The 24,946-nt window shown below is 35.4% G+C and carries 22 protein-coding genes; 12 read left to right on the top strand and 10 right to left on the bottom strand.

Annotation, left to right across the window (positions count from 1 at the left end):
- Positions 1 to 119 precede the first annotated feature (119 nt).
- From dapF to ACFIK8_RS00710, 6 genes are all read left to right on the top strand, one after another.
- Positions 120 to 971 (top strand): diaminopimelate epimerase, encoded by an 852-nt coding sequence (gene dapF / locus ACFIK8_RS00735; protein ID WP_375635348.1) that lies wholly within the window; start codon positions 120 to 122, stop codon positions 969 to 971.
- Complete coding sequence (gene mtaB, locus ACFIK8_RS00730) at positions 971 to 2,254, top strand: tRNA (N(6)-L-threonylcarbamoyladenosine(37)-C(2))-methylthiotransferase MtaB (protein ID WP_375644345.1); 1,284 nt, start codon at positions 971 to 973, stop codon at positions 2,252 to 2,254. Before dapF ends, mtaB begins: the two co-directional genes overlap by 1 nt.
- Before the next feature lie 14 nt (positions 2,255 to 2,268).
- Complete coding sequence (gene ftsY, locus ACFIK8_RS00725) at positions 2,269 to 3,522, top strand: signal recognition particle-docking protein FtsY (RefSeq protein WP_375635350.1); 1,254 nt, start codon at positions 2,269 to 2,271, stop codon at positions 3,520 to 3,522.
- Positions 3,519 to 4,205: a septation protein A gene (locus ACFIK8_RS00720; RefSeq protein ID WP_375635351.1), complete on the top strand. Its 687-nt coding sequence runs from the start codon at positions 3,519 to 3,521 to the stop codon at positions 4,203 to 4,205. The genes ftsY and ACFIK8_RS00720 overlap by 4 nt, the downstream gene beginning before the upstream one ends.
- 62 nt (positions 4,206 to 4,267) lie before the next feature.
- A complete protein-coding gene (gene gloB / locus ACFIK8_RS00715) occupies positions 4,268 to 5,029 on the top strand; it encodes a hydroxyacylglutathione hydrolase (protein WP_375644346.1) in 762 nt (253 codons plus the stop codon).
- Between the two features lie 65 nt (positions 5,030 to 5,094).
- Positions 5,095 to 5,934, top strand: coding sequence for a hypothetical protein (locus tag ACFIK8_RS00710; RefSeq protein WP_375644347.1), 840 nt, complete (start codon positions 5,095 to 5,097; stop codon positions 5,932 to 5,934).
- 558 nt (positions 5,935 to 6,492) lie between these two features.
- Here the strand turns inward: ACFIK8_RS00710 and ACFIK8_RS00705 are convergent.
- The 6 genes from ACFIK8_RS00705 to rho form a co-directional block, all read right to left on the bottom strand.
- Positions 6,493 to 7,398: a ParB/RepB/Spo0J family partition protein gene (locus tag ACFIK8_RS00705; RefSeq protein ID WP_375644348.1), complete on the bottom strand. Its 906-nt coding sequence runs from the start codon at positions 7,396 to 7,398 to the stop codon at positions 6,493 to 6,495.
- A 32-nt stretch (positions 7,399 to 7,430) separates the two neighbouring features.
- Positions 7,431 to 8,228, bottom strand: coding sequence for a ParA family protein (locus ACFIK8_RS00700; protein ID WP_375644349.1), 798 nt, complete (start codon positions 8,226 to 8,228; stop codon positions 7,431 to 7,433).
- 6 nt (positions 8,229 to 8,234) lie between these two features.
- A complete protein-coding gene (gene rsmG / locus ACFIK8_RS00695; RefSeq protein ID WP_375635355.1) occupies positions 8,235 to 8,882 on the bottom strand; it encodes a 16S rRNA (guanine(527)-N(7))-methyltransferase RsmG in 648 nt (215 codons plus the stop codon).
- Complete coding sequence (mnmG, locus tag ACFIK8_RS00690) at positions 8,882 to 10,750, bottom strand: tRNA uridine-5-carboxymethylaminomethyl(34) synthesis enzyme MnmG (RefSeq protein WP_375661332.1); 1,869 nt, start codon at positions 10,748 to 10,750, stop codon at positions 8,882 to 8,884. Before mnmG ends, rsmG begins: the two co-directional genes overlap by 1 nt.
- Before the next feature lie 106 nt (positions 10,751 to 10,856).
- On the bottom strand, positions 10,857 to 12,164 hold the full coding sequence (gene mnmE / locus ACFIK8_RS00685) for a tRNA uridine-5-carboxymethylaminomethyl(34) synthesis GTPase MnmE (protein ID WP_273787546.1): 1,308 nt from the start codon (positions 12,162 to 12,164) through the stop codon (positions 10,857 to 10,859).
- Positions 12,165 to 12,195: 31 nt separating this feature from the next.
- Complete coding sequence (gene rho, locus ACFIK8_RS00680) at positions 12,196 to 13,461, bottom strand: transcription termination factor Rho (protein ID WP_015857121.1); 1,266 nt, start codon at positions 13,459 to 13,461, stop codon at positions 12,196 to 12,198.
- 554 nt (positions 13,462 to 14,015) lie between these two features.
- On the opposite strand from rho, the gene ACFIK8_RS00675 reads away from it, so the two are divergent.
- The 6 genes from ACFIK8_RS00675 (at position 14,016) to polA (ending at position 20,839) form a co-directional block, all read left to right on the top strand.
- A complete protein-coding gene (locus ACFIK8_RS00675; protein WP_375644351.1) occupies positions 14,016 to 14,840 on the top strand; it encodes a pyruvate, water dikinase regulatory protein in 825 nt (274 codons plus the stop codon).
- A gap of 12 nt (positions 14,841 to 14,852) precedes the next feature.
- On the top strand, positions 14,853 to 15,449 hold the full coding sequence (locus ACFIK8_RS00670) for a Maf family nucleotide pyrophosphatase (RefSeq protein ID WP_375668849.1): 597 nt from the start codon (positions 14,853 to 14,855) through the stop codon (positions 15,447 to 15,449).
- Positions 15,442 to 16,314, top strand: coding sequence for a shikimate dehydrogenase (locus ACFIK8_RS00665; RefSeq protein ID WP_375668848.1), 873 nt, complete (start codon positions 15,442 to 15,444; stop codon positions 16,312 to 16,314). Before ACFIK8_RS00670 ends, ACFIK8_RS00665 begins: the two co-directional genes overlap by 8 nt.
- A complete protein-coding gene (coaE, locus tag ACFIK8_RS00660; RefSeq protein WP_012754436.1) occupies positions 16,311 to 16,895 on the top strand; it encodes a dephospho-CoA kinase in 585 nt (194 codons plus the stop codon). The genes ACFIK8_RS00665 and coaE overlap by 4 nt, the downstream gene beginning before the upstream one ends.
- A gap of 4 nt (positions 16,896 to 16,899) precedes the next feature.
- Entirely contained in the window at positions 16,900 to 17,607 is a 708-nt protein-coding gene (gene dnaQ / locus ACFIK8_RS00655) for a DNA polymerase III subunit epsilon (protein ID WP_375644354.1), read from the top strand.
- A gap of 322 nt (positions 17,608 to 17,929) precedes the next feature.
- Positions 17,930 to 20,839 (top strand): DNA polymerase I, encoded by a 2,910-nt coding sequence (gene polA, locus ACFIK8_RS00650; protein WP_375668847.1) that lies wholly within the window; start codon positions 17,930 to 17,932, stop codon positions 20,837 to 20,839.
- A 5-nt stretch (positions 20,840 to 20,844) separates the two neighbouring features.
- On the opposite strand, the gene ACFIK8_RS00645 is transcribed toward polA, so the two are convergent.
- The 4 genes from ACFIK8_RS00645 to ACFIK8_RS00630 all read right to left on the bottom strand — a co-directional run bounded on the left by ACFIK8_RS00645 (position 20,845) and on the right by ACFIK8_RS00630 (position 24,946).
- Positions 20,845 to 21,708 (bottom strand): endonuclease/exonuclease/phosphatase family protein, encoded by an 864-nt coding sequence (locus tag ACFIK8_RS00645; protein WP_208439356.1) that lies wholly within the window; start codon positions 21,706 to 21,708, stop codon positions 20,845 to 20,847.
- A gap of 112 nt (positions 21,709 to 21,820) precedes the next feature.
- Positions 21,821 to 22,594 carry a Bax inhibitor-1/YccA family protein gene (locus ACFIK8_RS00640; protein WP_012754440.1) on the bottom strand — a complete coding sequence of 258 codons (774 nt, stop codon included), beginning with the start codon at positions 22,592 to 22,594 and terminating at the stop codon, positions 21,821 to 21,823.
- 1,004 nt (positions 22,595 to 23,598) lie between these two features.
- Positions 23,599 to 24,102 (bottom strand): signal peptidase II, encoded by a 504-nt coding sequence (lspA, locus tag ACFIK8_RS00635; protein WP_375635362.1) that lies wholly within the window; start codon positions 24,100 to 24,102, stop codon positions 23,599 to 23,601.
- Positions 24,092 to 24,946 (bottom strand): RNA methyltransferase, encoded by an 855-nt coding sequence (locus tag ACFIK8_RS00630; RefSeq protein ID WP_273787537.1) that lies wholly within the window; start codon positions 24,944 to 24,946, stop codon positions 24,092 to 24,094. Before ACFIK8_RS00630 ends, lspA begins: the two co-directional genes overlap by 11 nt.

The following is a 24,946-nucleotide window of genomic DNA, read 5'->3' as shown; positions in this document are numbered from 1 at the left end:
ACTTATTTTTAAACGAAATAATTTATGTACCCAATTTTATCTTTATTAAAGACTAGAAATTTATAAGATTTTCAGTCATATATTTCTTTATAAGTAATCATTAGAAATAGAGAAGTTTCATGAAAACGCCATTTAGCAAAATGGACGGTCTTGGAAATCAAATTATTGTTATTGATATGCGTGAAAGCACTCATGCTCTTACACTACAAGCAATCCTTGCTTTGTCAGCAGATCCCGAAATGCATTTTGATCAAATCATGGCTATCCACACACCAACCCAGAAAAAAGCCGACTTCCGCATAGAAATATGGAATGCCGACGGATCAATGGCTAAAGCTTGTGGCAATGGTACCCGCTGTGTCGTTGCATGGCTTAAAGATCACAATTTTGGTGAAAAATTTCGTTTAGAAACTCCCGCTGGAATTATTGAAGGGACATATCAAACCGATAATCTCATTTCTGTTGATATGGGATGCCCAAATTTCAATGCAAAAGAGATGCCTGTTTCACGTGAAATAGTTGATACCAATCACGTAGAAATTACGGCTGGTCCTCTAAAAGATGCTTGTCTCATATCCATTGGCAATCTCCATGCTATCTTTTTTGTTGAAAATGATATTCAACATATTCCATTAGAAAAATATGGACCAAAACTTGAACATGATCCCCTATTTCCCGAACAGTGCAATATTTCCATTGCTTGCATAACGTCAAAGAAAAGTCTAAATTTACGGACATGGGAGCGAGGAGCAGGATTAACACAAGCATGTGGAAGTGCTGCCTGTGCAAGTGCAGTGGCTGCTTATCGTCGTGGTCTTACACAACGCCATATTGATGTAAACTTACCAAAGGGAACACTTAATATTTTTTACCGAGAAGATGATCACGTTATTATGACAGGACCAATAAAATATCAATTTAGTGGTTTTTTAAGCCCTTTAACAGGGTGCTACAAAAAGGATCACTCCTGATGGCAATAGAAATTGTAACTTTTGGTTGTCGGCTTAATAGCTACGAATCGGAAATCATTCGCAAAGAAAGTACTTCTTCAGGGCTAGATCAGCTTAAAGATGGTGCTATTATCTTTAATACCTGTGCTGTCACTACCGAAGCCGTACGACAAGCAAAACAAGCTATCCGCAAAGCACGACGTGAAAATCCTCATGCACGTATCATTGTAACAGGGTGTGCAGCCCAAACAGAAGCACAAAATTTTGCCTCAATGACAGAAGTGGATCTCGTTTTAGGAAACGAAGATAAACTTCACGCCCATTCTTATCGTCAACTTCCTGATTTTGGTATTAACCATTCCGAAAAGGTGCGTGTCAATGATATTATGGAAGTACAAAAAATTGCTCCACATATGGTCAGTGCAATGCAAGAGCGCACCCGCGCTTTTGTACAGGTACAAAATGGATGTGATCATCGCTGTACATTTTGCATTATTCCTTATGGACGAGGACCATCTCGCTCTGTTCCCATGGGTGCTGTCATAGAACAAATTAAAAAGCTGATCGGTGAGGGTATCCAAGAAGTTGTCCTTACAGGTGTTGACCTTACAAGTTATGGCCACGATCTTCCTGGAAAAGCTACTCTAGGAAAATTAACTTCAGCAATTTTGCATCATGTCCCTGACTTAGCGCGATTACGCCTCTCATCTATTGACTCTATTGAAGCAGACGAAGAACTCATTAATCTTTTAGCTTATGAAACAAGGATCATGCCCCATTTGCATTTATCTTTGCAAGCAGGTGATAATATGATTTTAAAACGGATGAAACGGCGACACTTACGCGAACATGCCATTCAATTTTGCCAAGAGTTGCGTGCCAAACGTCCTACAATGGTTTATGGTGCCGACTTAATTGCTGGTTTTCCTACAGAAACAGAAGAGATGTTTCAAAACAGTCTTGTTTTAATCAAAGATTGTAATTTAACCCATCTCCATGTCTTCCCCTTTAGTCCAAGAGAAGGAACACCTGCCGCACGTATGCCACAAATCAACCGTAAAATAGTTAAGATGCGTGCTGAAAAATTACGTAAAGCAGGTGAAGAGGCTTACCAAAAGCATCTTGCTCATTTGCAAAACAGTCTACAAACAGTTCTCATTGAAAAAGATGAAATCGGACGAACAGAAGATTATACTCTTGTACAAGTTAAAGGTGCAAAAGCAGGAACAATTGTTCAAGCCCTTATCGTTGATCATGATGGCGATAAATTGATTGCTGTCCTTCCAAAATTAAACGCTGCTTGAGCAGGAAAATTCTTATGACGAAATCTTTTATTAAAAAAATATTCTCTTTTAACAAATCTCAAGAGCAGGAAATGAAACAACAGATTTCTATTCCTGATAAAAGCGATATAATGGAAGAAAATAAAGACAAAAATGAAAGGACAAAAAATAACCAAATCTCTATATACACAGAAAAAGAAGAGCAAACAAAAAATCGAGAGTTAACACTTACAAAATATGATAAAAAATCTCCATTTCTAGAATCCCATTCTGATAAAATTCCTCTTTCTGGTAAAATTATTGTCACAGACAACATCCGTGAAAAAAAGAATGAAGAAATTTTATCTGAACCTTCTGTTGAACAAAAAAAGATAGCGTGGTTTGGGCGCCTTAAAAAAAGTCTATCTCTTTCTTCACAACGCCTAAGCGGATCAATTGGCGACCTCTTTGTTAAAAGAAAACTTGATGAAGATACATTGCAAGAGCTCGAAGATATCCTTATCCAAGCTGATCTTGGAGTAGAAACGGCGACACGCATCACAAATACTTTAGCTTCCAGTCGTTACGGAAAAGATCTTTCCCCAGACGATATTCATACTATTGTAGCTGATGAGGTCAAAAAAGTTCTGGAACCTGTTGCAATTCCATTAGAGCTTGATCTCAGCTATAAACCTCATGTTATTTTGCTGGTAGGTGTAAATGGAACTGGAAAAACGACAACAATCGGAAAACTTGCAGCAAAATTAACAGCAGGGGGATTAAAAGTTATGCTTGCAGCTGGTGATACTTTCCGAGCCGCAGCTATTGAGCAATTGCATATTTGGGGTAAACGTACTGATTCTCCTGTTATTTCGACAAAATTGGGTGCAGATGCCGCCAGCTTAGCCTTTGATGCTTATGAAAAAGCAAAAAAAGCAAACAGCGATGTATTAATTATTGATACAGCAGGGCGTTTACAAAATAAATCTGAATTGATGGATGAGTTGGCAAAAATTATTCGTGTTTTAAAAAAACACACCCCCCAAGCACCCCATACAATCCTTCAAACGCTTGATGCAACTACCGGACAGAATGCACTCAACCAAGTGGAAATTTTCCGTGATATTGCTGGTGTTAATGGTTTAGTCATGACAAAGCTAGATGGAACCGCACGAGGAGGAATTCTTGTCGCTATAGCAGCAAAATATAAATTACCCGTTTATTTTATCGGTATAGGAGAAAATATTGAAGACCTTCAACCTTTTTCTGCTTCTGACTTTGCCGAAACTATCGCAGGAAAACATACATGAAACAGCCTTTATCTAACTCTAATTCACGCAATAATTCTGAAAAAAATATGAATAACAATAAGACCCCCCCTCTCTCACCAACCATAAAGTTTCTCTTAGAAATGGGTCCGTTGGTTGCCTTCTTTTTTGCCAATTATAAGGGAGAATGGTTAATAAAAAACATTGGATTTTTTCAAAATTTTAGTAAACCTATTTTCCCTGCAACAGCTATTTTTATGATAGCGATTATTATTTCTCTAAGCTTATCATGGATCCTTGCAAGACAAATTCCTATTATGCCTCTTCTTTCAGGAATCTTTGTTCTAGTCTTTGGATTTTTAACTCTTTGGCTTCACAACGATACTTTCATCAAAATGAAACCAACAATTATTAATAGCTTATTTGCGCTCATCCTTTTTGGTGGTATGTGTTTTAAAAAACCACTTTTACGTTATGCTCTTGATTCTACATTAAAACTTGATGATTTAGGCTGGCAAAAACTTACCTATCGTTGGGCATTCTTTTTCGTTTTTCTTGCCCTTTTGAATGAAATTATTTGGCGTAATTTTAGCGACAATTTTTGGACAAGTTTTAAAGTATTTGGCGTCATGCCCCTAACAGTCCTCTTTATGCTTACCCAAATGCCTATCATTATGAAACATTCAAAAGGACTTTTCACAGAAGAGGACAAATCTGATTCTTAAAAAAATTCACCACTATATATTATTCTATAGATTCATCACCAAACACTGTTCAGGAGAAAAACATGTTGATTGAACAGTTTATTTGTCGAAAAGATAACTTTGGTGTACTCATTCATGATGAAAAAAGTGGCTACACAGCTGCAATTGATGCTCCTGAAGGTGAAGCGATTCATGACGCCTTAAAACGCCGTAACTGGACACTTCAGACTATTTTTGTAACTCATCATCATCACGACCATGTAGAAGCATTGGAAGAATTAAAACAAGTATACAACGCTATGGTTATCGGACCAGAAGCAGAAAAAGAAAAGATTCACCATCTTGATCAAACACTTCAACCTGATGAAAAACTTCTCTTTGGTTCTCACCCACTTTTGGCTCTTTCAACACCTGGTCACACTTCGGGCGCATTATCTTATTATTTTCCTGAAGAAGGTTTACTCTTTGCTGGAGATACACTTTTCTCACTCGGTTGTGGACGCCTTTTCGAAGGAACACCTGCTCAAATGCTGAACTCTTTAAAAAAGCTTCGTCAACTTCCCGATAAGACACTTCTTTATTGCGGTCATGAATATACCAAAAACAATGCTCTTTTCGCGTTAACACTTGATCCACATAATCAGAAACTTCGTCAAAGAGTAGAAGAAGTTTTTTTGCTACATGCAAAAAATACTATGACTTTACCAGTAACCTTAGGGCAAGAAAAAGCTACCAATCCCTTTCTCCGCTGGGATGACAGTACACTGCGAAGAAGCCTTGCAATGGAAGAAGAAACAGATGAAAACGTCTTTGCTGAAATTCGAAGAAGAAAGGATAATTTTTAACCATGTTTAAGCTCGTGTTACATTTTTTTTTCCTTTTTCTTTTTGTAATACATACTCAACTAACAATGGCAAAGGAAATAGACAATCAATTTAATTTCCAGCATTTCATTGAAAATTACACCCTAACTGAAGACTTTCTTTTAAAAATGGAACAAATTGGAAAGGAATATGAAAATTTACTGCCAGAGTTAAAAACATCTAATACCCCATATAACAGTAGTATTAAAGAATTTACCGCTTATATTTTTGATCAACCAAAATTAATGAGTATTTTAAAAAACAATAACATCACACCTAAAGATTTTGCTGTTGGTTGCAATATGTTTGAAGGAATATTGATGGCGCTTAGCTGGGGTTTTGAATTTGATGAAAAAAAAACTGTGTTTTTAAGCAATTTGGAATTTGGTAAAAAACATATGTATAGAATATTGGCTGTTGAAAGCAAAATTTGTAACCCAACAAAGAAAAAGGAAACAGCCAATAAATTCAATTTCCCGCATGTCATCGCAAATTACATCTTAACGGAAGATTTGCTTTTTAAAATGGAACAAATTAATAAAGAAGAGTGTGAAAACTCACCACCAGAATCAAAAGTATCCAATACTGAAAAAGCATCTGATATTGAAATTGAACACGATGACAGTATTGAAAGATTAGTAGCTTCTATTTCTAATCAACCAAAATTAATGAATATTTTAAGAAAAAATAATATCACACCTAAAGATTTTGTTATAGGTCGCCTCGCCATTCAAGCAACATTAACAATGCTGTTATTTCCTCTTGAAGTTCTCAAAAAAGATGAGATTTCTTTTGATAAAAAAAATGCTGTAGTTTCAGATAATTTGGAATTTGGTAAAAAATATATGTATAGAATGCTTGTTGCTTTAAGAGGGCGTTGTAAATAGAATTCATGCTACTTTGAACAAATGATTAACTTCGCAAACGGAAAAGTCTTCACTGAAATTTGGAAAAGAAAGGATAAATTTTGATCATGTTTAAATTGGCATTGAGTTTGTTTTTTCTTTTCTCTTTTTTAACATATATTCAAATAACAATGGCAAAGGGAACAAACAATCTATTTGTTCTCTCCCTAGCAGCCATCCAAATATCACTGTAAATTATCCTTTAACAGAATATTTCCTCTTAAAAATAGAATAACTAAAACAAAGAAATTGAGGATTTACCTCCAGAGCCAGAGGTATCCAATACCGGAAATGATAACAGCATTAAAAGACTCATTGCTTCTATTTTTTCTAGATCAAAACTAACAGATCTTTTAAGAAAACATAATCTCTCACCTAAAGATTACATTATTGATCTCATGACTCTTCAAGCAACTTTGCTGCAATAATAGCCTTTGAAGATAAAGAAATCCTCTTCAATGAAAAAATACTATATCTTCAGATGATTTAAATTTCGATCAAAAATATATCGATAGAATTCGTACTATTTTAGACAATTAACTAGTTTTGCAAACGCCGGCAAATATCATCTAATTGTTCTAGTGAAGAGTAGCGTATTTTTAAATCACCACCTTTTTTGCCATGCCGGATAGTCACTTTCATTCCGATAACATCTGCAAGTAATTTTTCTAAAGATTTTGTTTCTGTATCTTTCTCAACAGCAGTTCGTTTTTTGACTTTTGGATTTGCTTGTTCATACGCAAGTATTTCCGTTTGGCGCACAGAAAGCCCTTCGCGAATAATTTTTTCGGCTAAATCCTGTGGATTCTCAACAGTGATAAGACAGCGTGCATGACCAGCGGAAAGTTGTCCATCGGTTAAGAATTGTTGTACTTTTGGTGGAAGTTTTAACAAACGAAGCGTATTAGCAACATGACTGCGACTTTTTCCAATAACTTGCGCTAAATCTGCCTGCGTATATCCATGCTCATTCAGCAAAATTTCATATCCCATTGCTTCTTCGATAGGATTAAGATCGGCACGTTGAACATTTTCAATAATTGCCAATTCCAAAGCCGTTTTATCATCTACATCGCGAACAATAACAGGTAATTTATTTAAATTAGCTCGCTGTGCAGCACGCCAACGCCGTTCGCCAGCAATTAATTCAAAACGATGAGGATGATCACGTGATGGTCTTACAATAACAGGTTGAACAACACCGTGCTGGCGAATTGATTGTGCTAAATTATCAAGTTCTGAATCGGTAAAATGGCGTCGCGGATTATGTGGATTGCACGAAATAGATTCAAGTGGAACAAATCGTTCAGAAACAGGAGAAGCTGTATCGGACTCTGTAAATTTGTCAGTATTTGATGAACGTGTAATATCGCTGTTTAAACTGATATCCCCAATTAATGCCGCTAATCCACGACCCAGCCTTTTTTTTGATTGATCATCATTCATAATTTTGCTCTTTAAATTTTTAGTTGATTTTTTTAAGCAGCAGCACGCGCTTGTTTTTCACGTTGAATCATTTCTGATGCTAGACGCAAATAAGCTTGGCTCCCAGCACATTTGAGATCATAAAGCAATACAGGTTTTCCAAAAGAGGGCGCTTCTGATACTCTTACATTTCGTGGAATAACAGTACGATAAACCTTATCTCCCATAAAAGAACGTACATCTTCAACAACTTGATTTGAAAGATTATTACGTCCATCATACATTGTTAGAACGATACCTTGGATTTCTAAAGATGGATTAAGTACGGATCGCACTTGTTTTACTGTTTCAAGTAATTGACTTAAACCTTCAAGTGCTAAAAATTCACACTGCATAGGCACTAAAACAGAATCCGCAGCCCCCATAGCATTAAGTGTTAAAAGATTAAGGGAGGGAGGACAATCAATTAAAATATAATTGAATTTTTTTTCCATTTCCGGATCATCATAGAAAGCTTTACGTAAGCGTTGTATGCGATCTTGTGATGAAGAAATTTCCATTTCCACACCTAAAAGATCAAGTGTAGAGGGAACTATATAAAGATTAGGTACTGCTGTTTTTAAAGCCGCTTGTGTAATTGAAACTCCCGAAACTAAAACATCATAAGAAGATAAAGGACGGTTATTACGATCAATCCCTAAACCTGTACTAGCATTACCTTGTGGATCAACATCCATAATAAGGACATTTTCACCAATAGCCGCTAAAGCTGTTGCAAGATTAATTGCTGTGGTTGTTTTTCCGACTCCACCCTTTTGGTTTGCAATAGCGATAATTCGTGTTTCGCTCATTTTGCTCTACCCTCTATATGATCGAATATGAGAAATTTCTAAAATAACAGAATTTTCATCAACTTTACTTTTATGTTTTAACAGATCAAAGTGCCAATTGGCAGAGGCATTTTTTATTTCTGTAGCGTAATCCCGACCTTTTTGCAAAAGAGCGATTGTTTTTTCTGTTAATAAAGGAAAAATAAGTTGTAAAAGACTATTGAGCGGCGCTAATCCCCGTGCCGTTATAATATCAGATACGGGAATTTTTTGATATACATCTTCAATTCTAGCGTGATAAACCGTTGCTGGAAGATTAAGTTGAGCAATAACTGTTCGCAAAAAAGAAACTTTTTTCCCATTACTTTCAACAAGATTAATATGTCCTACTTTTTTTTCTTTCAAAAAGATAGCAATCACAATTGCAGGAAAACCTCCTCCTGATCCTAAATCACACCAATGTAAAGAATGAGCATACAAAGGAAAAATTTGTGCTGAATCTAGAATATGCCGTGTCCATAGATCTGGTATCGTTGTAGCAGATATCAAATTAATATGCGCATTCCATTGAAGTATTAAAGACTCAAACTGAATTAAATTTTCCATCGTTTCACGTGAAACAGAAGGAACAATATTTAATAATTGTTGATATTTTTTTTCTGTAGAAAAATCCATTAAGCTGTTTTAGCCTTTTCACGTCGTTGACGTTGAATATATGTAATAATAAGCGATAACGCGGCGGGTGTCATGCCATCAATTTTTTGTGCATCAGCAATTGAACGCGGCGACACTTCTTGAATTTTTGATTTAAGTTCATTTGAAAGACCTGAAATTGCCTGAATATCAAGAGAAGAAGGAATTTCTAAACGCTCATCTCTTTGAAGAGAGGCAATATCTTGTGCTTGTTTATCTAAATAAACCGCATATTGTGCTTCAATTTCTAAAGATTCTGCTGTTTTAGAATCAATCATTTGTAATTGTGGCCAAAAATCTGAAAGACGCTCTAAAGTCATATGAGGATAAGCAAGAAAATCATAAGCGGAACGCCGAATTCCATCATGATTAACGTGTAATCCATGAGCAGAAGCTTCATTGGGTGTTAAAAAAAGATTTTGACATATTGATCGTGCTTGATCAAGGCGTTCTTGTTTTTTCTGATAACATTCCCAACGTATTTCACTCACAATACCACATTTTTGTGCCAAAGGTGTTAAACGCGTATCAGCATTATCAGATCGTAAAGATAAACGAAATTCAGCACGTGATGTAAACATCCTATAAGGTTCACAAACACCACGTGAAACCAAATCATCAACCATAACACCAATATAAGCGGTAGAACGACTTATAAGTATTTCATCTAATTTACCTACTTTACGTGCCGCATTTAATCCAGCTAAAAGTCCTTGTGCTGCTGCTTCCTCATATCCTGTTGTACCATTAATTTGGCCTGCTAAGAACAAACCCGGTAAAGAACATAATTCTAAGCTTCTCGTTAATTGTTGTGGATTAACAAAATCATATTCAATAGCATAACCAGGTTGCAAAACTATAGCATTTTCCAACCCTTCAATGGTTTTCAATAGAGAAATTTGTACATCTTCAGGAAGAGAAGTAGAAAGACCATTTGGATAAACAGTATCATCATTTAATCCTTCTGGTTCTAGAAAGATCTGATGTCCATCACGTTCTCCAAATTTCACAATTTTATCTTCAACAGAAGGACAATAACGTGGTCCTAACCCTTCAATATTTCCAGAATATAAAGCAGAACGATAAATATTCTCGCGAATAATTTGATGTGTTCTCTCATTTGTACGTGTTATTGCACATTCAATTTGTGGTTGTTCAATTTTCTCTGTTAAAAGAGAAAAGGGAATGGGATTTTCATCTGCTTGTTGTTTTGGAAGATGATCCCAAGCAATTGTTTTTTTACTCAAACGAGCAGGGGTTCCTGTTTTTAATCGACCAAGTTTTATATGATAATTTTTTAAACGTTTAGCAAGTTGCACACTTGACTGATCTCCCATACGTCCAGCAGCCCATGTTTTATCACCAATATGAATAAAGCCATTTAAAAATGTTCCTGTTGTTAAAACAACAGCACCAGATAAAATTGTTCCTTGTTTTTTTAAAATAACACCTGATACACAATTATCTTTAACAACCAGATCAATAACTTCATCCTCAATAAGAGTAAGATTTTCTTGTTCTTTTAATAATTTTTGAATTGCTTTTTTATAAAGTTGTCGATCCGCCTGTGTCCGTGGTCCTCTTACTGCCGGTCCTTTACGTCTATTAAGTAGTCTAAACTGAATTCCAGCAGCATCTGCTGCTCTTCCCATGAGACCATCTAACGCATCTATTTCACGAACTAAATGCCCTTTTCCAAGTCCACCAATAGCAGGATTACACGACATTGTTCCCAGTGCTGATATTTTATGTGTAACAAGCGCTGTTTTGGCTCCTACACGCGCTGAAGCTGAAGCCGCTTCACAGCCAGCATGACCACCACCAACAATAACAACATCATATGATTGCATTTTATTCATTCCGTAGAAAATATTCTAAGGTTTCACGTGAAACAGAATATAAATTACATAATCTTTATAATCTGTCTATGAAATAATCAATGTTTCACGTGAATCATTATTTACCAACACAAAACTCTGAAAAAATAATATCAAGCAAATCTTCAACATCAATATCTCCTGTAATTTTTCCAAGAAAATCACTTGCACAACGGAGATGTTCTGCACGTAAACTGAGATCAAGAGAATGATAATTAAGAGAATATTCAATCTCTTTAACAGCCTCCTTTAATAATTGAAGTTGTCTTTTACGCGCCGGAACAATATTTCCAATTTCAGAAGCACGATGATGACAAAATGATTCAAGTTCTTTGATAAAATAATCAAAATTTAAACCAGTTAATGCGGAAAATTGTATAGACCAATGCTGATCATTTTTTTCATAAAGATCAAGCTTATTGCCAACACACCATATTTCAGCCGATGTTTCTGGTAAATCAACTTGCTCAGGATTTCCTATATCATAAACCAAAATAACTAAATCAGCTTCCCTAACATGCTGTTTAGCAACTTCTATTCCCATTTGTTCTATTTTATTTTCTGTTTTTCTAAAACCAGCAGTATCCGTTAAAAAAATAGGTAAACCACCAAGAATAATTCTCATTTCTAAAGCATCACGGGTTGTTCCTGCTTCTTCCGTTACAATAGCAACAGATCTTCCTGAAAGACGATTCATAATGCTTGATTTTCCAGAATTTGGAGCACCAGCAATAACAATTTTTAATCCATCACGTAAAATACTAGCACGCTCTCCTTCAGTAATATATTCACGAATAGAAGTACAAAGATCCTCAACATCTTTCCAAACTTTATCAGATATTGCGTTAGGAATATCTGCTTCATCAACAAAATCAAGTTCTGCCTCAATAAAAGCACGCGCCTTCATAAGCTTATGACGCCAATCACGATAAAGTGTCGTTAAATGTCCACTTGTACCCATAACAGCTAAACGCCGTTGGCTTTCCGTTTCTGCTTCTATTAAATCAGCAAGACCTTCTGCTTGAACAAGATCTAATTTTCCTTCCATAAAAGCACGACGTGAAAATTCACCTGCTTCTGCAATACGGCATCCAGAAAATGTCGACAATTCATCGAGAAAACGACTAACAACGGCTTTTCCTCCATGTAAATGGAATTCTGCACAATCTTCCCCCGTAAAACTATGAGGAGCGGGAAAAAAAACAGTTAAACCAGAATCTAAAAAGCTCCCATCACGAGCAGTAAGATTTCCATAATGCATAAAACGTGCTTTAGGTAAACGACCACAAAGCGTTTTAACTATATCCACAACATGAGGACCAGAAAGCCGAATGACTGCAACCCCTGAAGGTAACAATCCACTCGAAACAGCAAAGATTGTATCCACAGGTTTTATCCTAATAAAAACTTTAATGACTCTACGTATTCATTGAATCAAAAAATTCACTATTGTTTTTTGTTTGCTTTAATTTATCAATCAAAAATTCAATTGCATCTGTTACATTCATAGATGCTAAAATACGACGAAGAACAAAAATTTTGTGCAAATCTTGTCGTTCTACCAGAAGTTCTTCCTTACGCGTTCCTGACTTTAAAATATCCATAGCAGGGAAAATACGCTTATCAGCAACTTTTCGATCAAGAACAATTTCAGAATTACCTGTTCCTTTAAATTCTTCAAAAATAACCTCATCCATACGACTTCCTGTATCAATCAAAGCCGTTGCAATAATGGTTAAAGATCCACCTTCTTCAATATTACGTGCTGCACCAAAAAAACGTTTTGGACGCTGGAGAGCATTTGCATCCACACCACCTGTTAAAACTTTACCCGAAGAAGGAACAACTGTATTATATGCACGCCCAAGACGTGTAATAGAATCAAGAAGAATAACAACATCGCGTCCATATTCAACGAGGCGTTTGGCTTTTTCAATGACCATTTCTGCTACTTGTACGTGACGTATTGCAGGTTCATCAAAAGTAGAAGAAACCACTTCTCCTTTTACTGAACGCTGCATATCTGTAACTTCTTCTGGTCGTTCATCAATTAAAAGAACAATGAGATAACATTCAGGATGATTAGTGGTAATGGAATGAGCAATATTTTGAAGTAAAACTGTTTTTCCTGTCCGAGGAGGAGCAACAATTAACCCTCTTTGTCCTTTTCCCAATGGAGATATCAAATCAATCACGCGTGATGACATATCTTTCTCTGTAGGATCTTGTATTTCCATTTGGAAACGCTCATTTGAATAAAGAGGAGTAAGATTATCAAAGTGAATTTTATAACGAATCTTTTCAGGTTTTTCAAAATTAATTGTATTAATTTTAAGGAGAGCAAAATAACGTTCTCCCTCTTTTGGACTGCGTATAGGGCCTTCAATGGTATCGCCTGTTTTTAAAGAAAATGACTGTATTTGTGCTGGTGAAAGATAAATATCATCAGGACCAGGAAGATAATTAGCGTCAGCAGATCTCAAAAAACCAAAACCGTCTTGTAAAACTTCAACAACACCCTCTCCTATAATTTCTACATCTTGTAGAGCAAGTTTTTTCAAGATAGCAAACATTAATTCTTGTTTGCGCATAAGAGAGGCATTTTCAACTTCTAATGTTTCAGCAAAAGAAACAAGTTCAACGGGATTTTTGCTTTTAAGTTCTTGTAGTTTCATTTTTTGCATGAAATATGCTCTTTGTAATTAAGGAGAAGATTATCTTAAATAATTTATGGAAATTTATGAATGAAATATTCTTAAGAAGAAAAATATTTTACACTCAATTTTTTTAATCTGCAAGTACCATTTATATGAAATTTATCCCTGTAATATTAAGTAATTGTATGAAAAACTTGAAAAAATATAAAAATACAAATAGTGTTTAATTTATTTTATAACAAAAATATGAGTTAGAGTTATAGCATTAATTAAATGCTATTCAAAAGTATTTTTTACAGAAATTTATATTAATAAATTTATATTAAAGAAAGGATTCTTCTTATTTATAACTGTGTTTAGTGTGGATTATTATTTATCCTCAATTTTATCCACAAAAGGGACTAAAAAAAGAATAAAAATAACACTATCTTAAAGATATTATCCCCTCTTTTTTATAAGAGGTATAAAATTATCACAAGCATTTAATTTGTGTATAAAAACGAAGAATTTTTCCTAAATTTTAGTTTTATAAAAAACGGTAAGGATATATACACATATCTTAACAAGGAGTTAAAATTTCTGTGACAAAAGAAAAAAAATTCTTTCATTTACACATGCTTTCTGATGCAACGGGAGAAACATTAATCTCTGTGGGAAGAGCTGTAGCATCGCAGTATACAATGAGTCAGGCAACAGAGCATATCTATCCTATGATTCGTAATAAAATACAGTTACAAAAAGCTCTTGATGAAATACAACAAGAGCCAGGTATTGTTCTTTACACAATGATCGATGAAGAATTTAAACTTCTCCTTCAAAAAAAGTGTAAAAAAGTAAAAGTTCCTTGTATTGATATATTGCATCCTGTTTTAAATGCTTTTCAGTCTTACCTTGGAATGCCAACACATTTACGTGCAAGCGCACAACATGATCTTAATGCAGATTATTTTCGCCGTATTGAGGCACTGGATTTTACAATAGAGCATGATGATGGACAGTCTTCCAATAGCTTATCCGAAGCAGATGTGATCCTTGTGGGAATTTCAAGAACCTCTAAAACGCCAACAAGTATCTATTTAGCAAATCGCGGAATAAAAACGGCTAATGTTCCTCTTATTCCTAATATTGATTTGCCAGAATCCCTTTTAGAGGCAAAAAATTCTTTAATTATTGGTTTAATTGCTTCAGCTGAAAGAATCTCACATATTCGCCAAAATCGAGATTTGGGAGAAGGTTTTGCTCTTGATAGTTATACAAATCGTATCAACATAGCTGAAGAATTAATCTATGCAAAACGCATTTGCGAACGTTTTGGTTGGCCTATTATTGATGTCACAAGACGCTCTATTGAAGAAACTGCTGCTGCAATATTTGAACTTTTATCACGATTTCGTGAAGGAAAATGAGAGAAAATTCTCATGAACGCAGATACGTTAATATTAGCATCTCTTAGTTTTTATCGTGCAAAATTATTAAAAAAAGCAGGTTTAAATTTTTTCATTGAAGGAGCTTCTTTTGATGAAAGAGAAGTAGAAAAAAAAGCAAAAGAAAAAACACCTAAAGAACTCAGCTGTTTTCTTGCGGGTGCAAAAGCAAAAAATGTTTCAGATCGTTTTCCTAATGCTTTCGTTATTGGTTGTGATCAAGTGCTTGATTTGGAAGGTAAAGTTTTTCACAAAGCAACAAATATTAAGGAAGCACATCAACGTTTATGTGAGTTATCAGGAAAAACCCATTCTCTTCATAGTGCGGTAGCTTTATTTAAAAATGGTCAAAAAATTTGGGTTGAAGCTTTTAGTGCACATATGTCCGTCCGTTTGCTCTCGTCAGAATTTATTGAACATTATTTAGCACGCGTAGGAAAAGATGTTCTAAACAGCGTGGGAGTATATCAAATTGAAGGGGAAGGGATTCATCTCTTTGAAAAAATTGAAGGAGATTTTTTTACCATTGTTGGTTTACCTTTGCTGCCTCTACTCATAAAACTGCGTCATTTAGGAATTATTGATGGTTGACTTAACAATAAAAAAAATAAATTATCCGCGTGCTTTTGTTGTTGGTTCTCCAATTCATCATTCAAAATCACCTAAAATTCACAATTTTTGGCTTAAACAATATGGTTTACAAGGAGAATATCTTGCACAAGAAGTAACATCTGAAGAATTCAGTCATTTTATTGCGTCTTTACAAAAAATAGGCTTTTGTGGAGGAAATGTTACTTTGCCTTATAAACAGGAAGCTTTTCGTTTAGCAGATTATAAAGATGAGAGAGCAATAATGATTGGTGCTGTTAATACACTTTGGTATGAAGGAAATAAGCTTTGTGCCACGAATAGCGATGCCTATGGTTTTAGCGCTAATCTTGATGATTTTGCATCTGATTGGGGAGGGGAAACAGCTCTTGTTTTTGGAGCAGGTGGTGCCGCACGCGCTATCATATATGCCTTAAAAAAACGCGGATTTGAACAGATTTATTTGGTTAACCGTACAAAACAACGCGCCGATAATTTAGCTCAGCATTTTGGAAAAACCATTAAAGTTTACGATTGGCATAAAATCCATGAAATACTCCATCAAGCTGATTTGATTGTTAATACAACCTCTATTGGCATAAAAAATCCAGAAGAAAAAAGTGATTCTTTTTTTTGCGATTTTCATAAAGCAAAAAAAACGGCGTTAGTAACAGATATTATTTATACACCATTGATAACTCCTTTTTTACAACAGGCAAAAGCTTGTGATCTCAAGACGGTTAATGGGCTTGGGATGCTTCTACATCAGGCTGTTATAGGGTTTGAACAGTGGTTTGGAATAAGACCACAGGTAACAAAAGCGTTACGGACAGCCATTTTAGAGGATATGAGTGAAAAAAGAGAATGAAGATCATAGGATTAACAGGATCAATTGCTATGGGAAAATCAACAGTTGCTGATTTTTTCAAGCAGGCGGGTATTTCTGTTTTTAGTGCTGATGAAGCAGTACAACAGCTTTATAAAAGTGAGCCAGCTTTGTCATTCATAGAGCGTATTTTTCCAGGTGTTGTTGAAAACGGTGAAGTTAACCGTTTGAAACTTTCTGAAATTTTGATTGATGATAAGGAAAAATTACAAACATTAGAAAAAATAATTCATCCTTTGGTGCAAGAAAAAGAAAGGGAATTTATTAATATAGCGCGTGAACAGGGGAAAAAATTAGTTATTCTTGATATTCCACTTCTATTTGAAAAAAATGGTGAAAGTCGTGTGGATAGCGTTATTGTTGTTTCTGCCCCACCAGAAATACAAAAAGAACGTGTAATGATTCGCAAAGGTATGAATGAGAAAAAATTTGCCTTTATCAATGCTCAACAAATGCCGGATGAAAAAAAACGAGAACGTGCTGATTTTATTATTTATACAGGGAAAGATTTAGAGAATACACGTCAACAGGTTTTTGATGTGATAAAAAAACTAAAGAATTGAAGTCATGCGGGAAATTATTTTTGATACAGAAACAACAGGTTTAGATAAAGAAAAAGATCGCGTAATCGAAATTGGTTGTGTAGAAATGGTTGATCGTTATCTTACGGGGCGCCAATTTCATGTTTATTTAAACCCTGAAGGCGTTATTATTCCTGATGAAGTTGTAGCAATTCACGGATTAACCAATGAACGCCTAAAAAACGAGAAAAGTTTTAGTGATATTGTTGATGAATTTTTGGAATTTATTAAAGGCGCGACAATGATTGCGCATAATGCGAGTTTTGATATTGGTTTTATTAATGCAGAATTAAAACGCGTCAACAAACCGCTCATCAGTGTTGATAATATTCTTGATACACTGGCTATGGCACGGCGTAAATTCCCTATGGGGCCTAATTCTCTTGATATTTTATGCAAACGTTTTGGAATTGATAACAGCCATCGTGTTCTTCATGGTGCTTTGCTTGATGCAGAGATCCTAGCCGATGTTTATATTGAACTGATCGGTGGAAAACAAGGTGTATTGGGTTTTGGTAATAGAAGGGGTGTTGATGAACATATCCAGAATGATAAAGATACATCTTATGCAGTTAAAATTCGCCCACAGGCTTTACCTTCAAGATTGAGTACGCAAGAAAAAAGGTTTCATGCCGATTTTATCAACACGATGGGTGAAAAAGCTCTGTGGAATAACTTCAAAATTCATGAATAACATCATCTTTTCTCTAAAAAAGTCACCATTTAAATTAAAGAATATGGATGTAAAAAAAAACGGTCGTTGTGGGGAGGGGAACACCACAACGACCCTGTCGCTACATCGTACCTCAGCTATCATAGGAGGAGCAAAATGAAAGCTATTAATCCTGTAACAGCAAAGAAAAGCTCTAGGTACTTAATATAAAGTGCAACGACTTCATGTCTTATGAAAAGAAAAAATGGCTTTTTAGAGGCAAAGTGAAAAAAATAAAATAAAAGTGAAAAAAATATATAAGGGTAATTTACGTTTTTAGCTAAAATGGAGAAATAAAATTGTCATGAAAGCAACAGATCATCTTTTTTTGGTTGACGGATCAGGCTATGTTTTTCGTGCTTATTATGCTTTGCCGCCTTTAAAACGTAAAAAGGATGGACTTCCTGTAGGAGCAGTAGCTGGTTTTTGCAATATGTTATGGAAATTACTTTGTGATGCTCGTAATACAGCGACTGGTATTGTTCCAACACATTTTGCTGTTATTTTTGATTATTCATCTGATACTTTTCGGAAACAAATTTATCCTGAATATAAAGCGAATCGCGCTGAACCTCCTGAAGATCTAATTCCTCAATTCGCGCTGATACGTCAAGCAACGAAGGCTTTTAATTTGCCTTGTATTGAAAAGGAAGGCTTTGAAGCGGATGATTTGATTGCTACCTATGCAAAATTGGCAACAAAGGTTGGGGCAAAAACAACCATTATTTCTTCTGATAAGGATCTTATGCAACTCGTAAATACGCATGTATCTTTATATGATGGAATGAAAGACAAGCATATAGGTATCTCAGAAGTTGTAGAAAAATGGGGTGTTGCACCTGAAAAAATGATTGATTTACAAGCATTAATTGGAGATTCAACGGATAATGTACCGGGTATTCCAGGCATTGGTCCCAAAACTGCAGCTCAGTTGTTAGATCAGTTTGATTCTCTTGATCTTTTATTGCAAAACGTAACAGAAATTAAACAAACAAAACGACGTGAAAACATTCAAGCTTATAGAGAACAAGTTAAAATTTCTCGTGAACTTGTTAGGCTTAAAACAGATGTTCCTATAGATAATGATTTAGATGATTTTATTTTGGAGCCACAAGATGGTCCACGTTTAATTGCTTTTTTGAAAGCGATGGAATTTTCAACATTAACGCGTCGCGTGGCAGAGGCAACGTCATGCGATGCGGCTGTTATTGATGCACTTGATATAGATGTTGAATGGGAAAAACTGAACCACGGGCATGACTCTGATATCAAGAATACTGAGCGCGCATCTCTTCATAATTTTTCTGAAAATTCTCCACAAGTTTTTGCACAAAAACGTAAAGATCAAGCGCTGACTCAAAAAATTACAAGAGATGCTTATACAACAATTCTTGATGAGGAAATTTTAAAAGATTGGTTGTCACAAGCACAAGAGCAGGGTTTCTTCGCTTTTAATACTGAAACAACATCTCTTGATCCGATGCAAGCAAAGCTTGTTGGTTTTTCACTCGCATTACAGCCAGAAAAAGCAGCTTATATACCTCTTGAACATTTTTATGAAGGAGAAGAGGACCTTTTGAGGGGCGGGCGCATTGCCTCGCAGATTGAGACCCGAAAAGCTTTAGCACTTTTAAAACCGATATTAGAAGATTCATCGGTGTTAAAAATTGGTCAGAATATAAAATATGATTGGTTGGTGATGAAGCAATACGACATTATTATAAGCTCTTTTGATGATACCATGCTTTTATCATATGCTTTTGATGCTGGAACATTAACTCATAATATGGATGATTTGTCTGAACGTTGGCTTGAGCATAAACCAATTTCCTATAAAGATTTAACGCATAACGGAAAAAAAATTACTTCTTTTGCACAAGTAGATTTAAAACAAGCAACCCTTTATGCGGCGGAACGTGCTGATATAACGCTACGCCTTTGGCAAGTATTAAAACCTCAACTTGTTGCTCGTGGAATGACAAAAATTTATGAACGTCTTGATCGACCCCTTGTAGAAGTTCTTGCAAGAATGGAAGAACGTGGGATTCTTATTGATAGGCAGATTTTATTGCGTCTTTCAGGAGAATTGGCACAAGCTGCTTTGATTCTAGAAGAGGAAATTTACAAACAAGCTGATGAAAAGTTTAATCTTGCTTCGCCAAAGCAATTAGGGGATATCCTTTTTGGAAAAATGGGATTACCTGGAGGCGCTAAAACTAAGGGTGGACAATGGTCAACTTCTGCACAGACCTTAGAAGAGTTGGCTGCTGAAGGTCATGTTTTACCGCGTAAAATTATTGAGTGGCGTCAACTTGCAAAGCTAAAATCTACCTATACAGATGCCTTGCCTTCTTATATTTTTTCAAAAACAGGGCGAGTTCACACGAATTATTCTTTGGCAATAACATCAACAGGGCGGTTATCATCATCAGAGCCAAATTTGCAAAATATTCCAGTGCGGACTGCTGAAGGACGTAAAATTCGAACAGCTTTTATTGCTCCAAAAGGACATGTGTTACTTTCTGCTGATTATAGTCAGATTGAATTGCGTATTCTTGCACATATTGCGGATATAAAAGCATTAAAAGAAGCTTTTGCTAAAGGGCATGATATTCACGCTATAACGGCATCACAAATGTTTGGTGTTGCGATAGAAGGAATGCATTCAGATATACGACGGCGTGCAAAAGCGATTAATTTTGGTATTATTTATGGTATTTCAGCTTTTGGATTAGCCAATCAATTGGGAATTTCACGCCAAGAAGCGGGTCGTTATATTCAACTGTATTTTGAAAGATTTCCAGGAATTAAAGATTATATGGAGAAGACCAAAATCTTTGCACGTGAAAATGGTTACGTAGAAACAATTTTTGGACGTCGTATCCATTATCCAGAAATAAAAGCAAAGAATGTAAAAATTCGTTCTCTTAATGAGCGAGCAGCTATCAATGCTCCAATTCAAGGTTCCGCGGCTGATATTATTCGCCGCGCTATGATACAGATGGAAAATGCTTTAAAAGAAGAAAAACTATCAGCAAAAATGTTGCTGCAAGTGCATGATGAACTGATTTTTGAAGTACCAGAAGAAGAGAGTAAAAAAACCATGGCTGTTGTTAAAAATGTTATGGAAAATGCTACAATGCCGATTTTATCTTTATCTGTACCGCTTGAAGTAAAAGTCATGACGGCTCAAAATTGGGATGAGGCACATTAATTTTTTTATTTATTTTTAAGAATGTTGATTGCGTTGGAAAGATTAAGATAGGCTTTGATAGGCAAATGATCTGAAGCAATGCGTGCAAGCGGTGAATGATGATTTTCAATACTTGTTACCAATTGGTGGGGAAAAGAAAAAACTCTATCAAGGGCTAAAAAAGGAAAGCGAGATGGAAAACTTGGTACAACTTCAAAAGTGCTATCAAAATAGGGAGAAAAATGATTTAAAGATGAGCCTTTTCCCATCCGCCATTCATTAAAATCTCCTATGAGGAGTGTAGGCATAAGGGAGCGTTTTTGGAAAATTTCAAGGAGCATTTTTGTTTGTTGTTTACGAGAGTAACGTAATAAGCCAAAATGAGCCGCAATAATACGAATAGGGCCTGCTGCCATTTCCAACTCTACAATTACAGCCCCACGTGGTTCAATACTAGGCAGAGTGACTTGTAAAGTATCACGTACATATCCCTTTCGCAAAAAAAGAGCATTCCCATGCCAACCGTGTCCATGAGGTGACATAGTATTAAGAGGTACAGGAATCAAACCGGTTTCAGCTTTTAATAGCTGAAGATTAATCAAACCGACGCGTTCTCCAAAACGTCTATCTGCTTCTTGAAGAGCAAGGATATCAACTTGTAATTCAGTAATAACACGGACAATTCTTGTAGGATTAAAAATTTTATCAACACCTACACATTTATGCACATTATAGGAAGCAACAGTCAGATCATAATTACTATTTTGATTGATGATGTTTGATTGATGATGAGAGCGGCTGTGAATTGCATTTAAAAGGGAGCTATGGAGTTTTTGTTGGATAAAACCGGTAAACCAAGGGAATTTTTGCTTATAAGGTATTTTTGTCATTTTGCGAAAAGAATAGTCCCTAAGAGGCAAAGGGTAAAGACTTACACTAAAAACAAAAGAACCTTGTCTCTTTTAGAAACAAGGTTTTTTAATTAAGTTATGATTTCTGCAATCAATCACGGTTTGAGCCAAGAAATTGTAGCAAGAAGACAAACATATTGATGAAATCAAGATAAAGATTCAACGCGCCCATAATAACTTTACGTCCTCTGGTGTCGCTTTCATCTCCTTCATAATACATCAACTTAATGCTTTGGGTATCGTAGGCTGTTAAACCAGCAAAGATCAACACGCCAATCACAGAGATAGCAAATTGCAAAGCGCTTGATCCAAGAAAAATGTTCACAATCATGGAAAGAAACAAGCCGATCAATCCGATGAATAGGAATGAACCGATTGCCGTGAGATCACGCTTTGTCGTATAACCATAAAGTGAAAGAGCTCCAAAAGCTGCAGCGGAAATGACAAAGGTTTGCACAACACTTTCTGTCGTATAGCGCAAAACGATTGAAGACAGTGAAAGACCAACCAGAGCAGCATAACCAAAAAAGAGGCTACGAGCAGCATTTGTGCTCAATGTATTAATTTTAAAACTGAGGAATAAAACTGCTATGAGTGGTGCAAACATAACAATGTAAGAGAATGGCGATGTATAAAATGTTACTCCAAATGATGTTAAATAAACACTGCTATTGATTTGAGCTGCTGCTTGGCTCATATCTGTTGTCGTTGCTAATGATACAATTACATAAGCGGCAGCAGCTGTAATAAGCAAACCAATGGCCATTGTATTGTAGACACCCAACATATAATCGCGCAATCCCTGATCAATTGATGCATCGGCGTGAGAAGTAGGCGCCGAACGTAAATTTTTAAAATTAGCCATAATATAAAATCCTTTAGCATATGTCCCGTCAGGTATAGGGCTTTAAAAGTGTCTCTGTCATTACACAGATAAGCTTGGCATAAGCCTTAATTGGGCAAATACAAAAACCCTTAAGAATCACTGACAGAATTCCAGCATATTTGCTCTTATTATGGAGATTTATTTAAAAATTACAAGAGATTTATATGAAGAAGGAACCTTACAAATTGGTAAGGAAACGGTTCATTTTAATAAAAAATATTTCCATTTTTTGCCATATTTTTACAAGATAAAAAGACTACACTCAAAAAATTTTTATTATTCACAGAAACTATGTAATACAATCCTTTATAAAATATCCACTATTTTTGCATTTGTAAGAAGAGCGGCAAGTATCTATAATACTATTTTTCAACCTTCAATATTGCACCTGTTTTGCACGGTTAGAAGAGCTATTGAATTGGATTTATATAACATATTGATATATAGTGATAAACTGTCTTTTTGTATGCTAAATGATATTTCAAATAAAAGAGATTTAGGCTATTAAGGGCTTTTATCCAATATAAAAAACGATGATTTATATTTATAATCAATAGGTTGCTTTAACAATACACCATTGAAAATAGTTGAAAAAATGTTTTTTATTAAACAATATATAAAATAAAAAAGGAGAGTTTTTTAACGAAGCACTTAAGAAAGGCTCTGTAAAAAACAATATCTGTAAAAACTAAAAAACATATGAAAAGCAAATGTTCTAAGCAAATAATAGAACTTTAAATGCTGTAAAATATTTTCTCTCTGAATTTGATAGAGGACATATGGATAAAAAATATTGATTTCTATTTGAGTTCATTTCTTTTGCATTGACCAAGTGTAGAAGTGTAAAGTTGAAAAATAAGATTTTATAATTTTATGAAAAGAAACACGAAAAACAATTAGCTGCAAGAATTATCCAAGAAAAATCAATTTACAATCAGGCTTATGATGGTCAATAAGCTCTGTTTTCTAAGACAATGAGCATATCAATGAGAAGATGTACTGTTAGAATGACGTTTTTCTTTCATCCAAGTGCGCAATTCTTCAATAAGAATGGCAATAACACCGAGAGTTATAAAACTATCTGCAAGGTTGAAAATAGCAAAATAAAAAATATCATCAATATGAAAGAGTATATAATCAGTGACATGATGAAAGCGAATACGATCAACGAGATTGCCAATTGCTCCCCCAATAATAAGAATAAGGCCAAAGCGCATTAAAGACTTATTATGTTCAGTATTTTTCCATAGCCATAGAAGGAAGATAATCACAATGATTGTGATGGCGATGATTCCCCAGTGAGAAAAGGAAGAAAAAAACGAAAATGCAATGCCAGAATTACGCACATGATAAAGGGAAAGAAAAGGTATAAGCGAAATTTCTGTTCCTAAAGGCATATTGTGCATAACCCAGTATTTGACAGCTTGATCAAGTACTACTGTAAAAGCCAAGCCCAAGAGAAGAAAAGGGAGTGATTTACGCATCATATTTTTCCTCACATGGTTCCAGTATTAAATAGGGGCGACGGATTTCATAAAGCATAACAGCTGTTGCTACAGCTAGATTAAGCGAGTCTGCACGTCCGCTTTGTGGAATACGCGCAAGTTTATCACACCGATTTGTAAGAAGATCTGATAATCCCTGTTTTTCATTTCCCATTAAAAGGATAATAGGGCCATTTTTGAAATCAAGTGTGCGATAATCCAGAGATCCTTTGAGATGTGTTCCAACGATCATACCTTTAAAGTGAGCAGACCAGTTTAAAAAGGCGCTTTCATCAAGACGATAAAGTGGTACAGAGAAAATAGATCCCATGGTTGCACGGACCGTTTCAGGCGAGAAAGGGTCTGTTGTTTCGCCAATTAAAATAACACCTTTAGCACCTACAGCATCAGCAGTTCGAATAATGGTACCAAGATTTCCAGGGTCACGTACACGATCTAGCGCGATGTAAACATCTTTAATCTGTCCTTTTATCATTTCAAGAGAGTGCCATTTTTGCTTGAAAATACCAATAACTGTTTGTGGATTATCGCGTCGTGTAAGTGATTCCATAACCTTTTGTGAGGCTTTAATAACAAAACCACCGTTGGCTACAGCACGTGCGGCAGTATTTTCGATAGCAGCATTACCGATTTTACTTTTAGAAAAAATAAGCGTCTGTATTGTCCAGCCGAGATTGAGAGCATCAATGACCAATTTCAATCCTTCTGCCATGAAAAGACCTTCTCTATTACGGTTTTTCTTTTGGCTAAGTGCTTTAAGGTCTTTTATGATGGGGTTGCTAAGAGAGGTAATTTCTTTCACTCTACCAGTTTTGGGTCTACACAT

Source organism: Bartonella sp. MR168JLCBS (genome assembly GCF_042194175.1).
The sequence above is the reverse complement of the archived record's forward strand: the minus strand, read 5'-3'. Positions and strand labels throughout refer to the sequence as shown.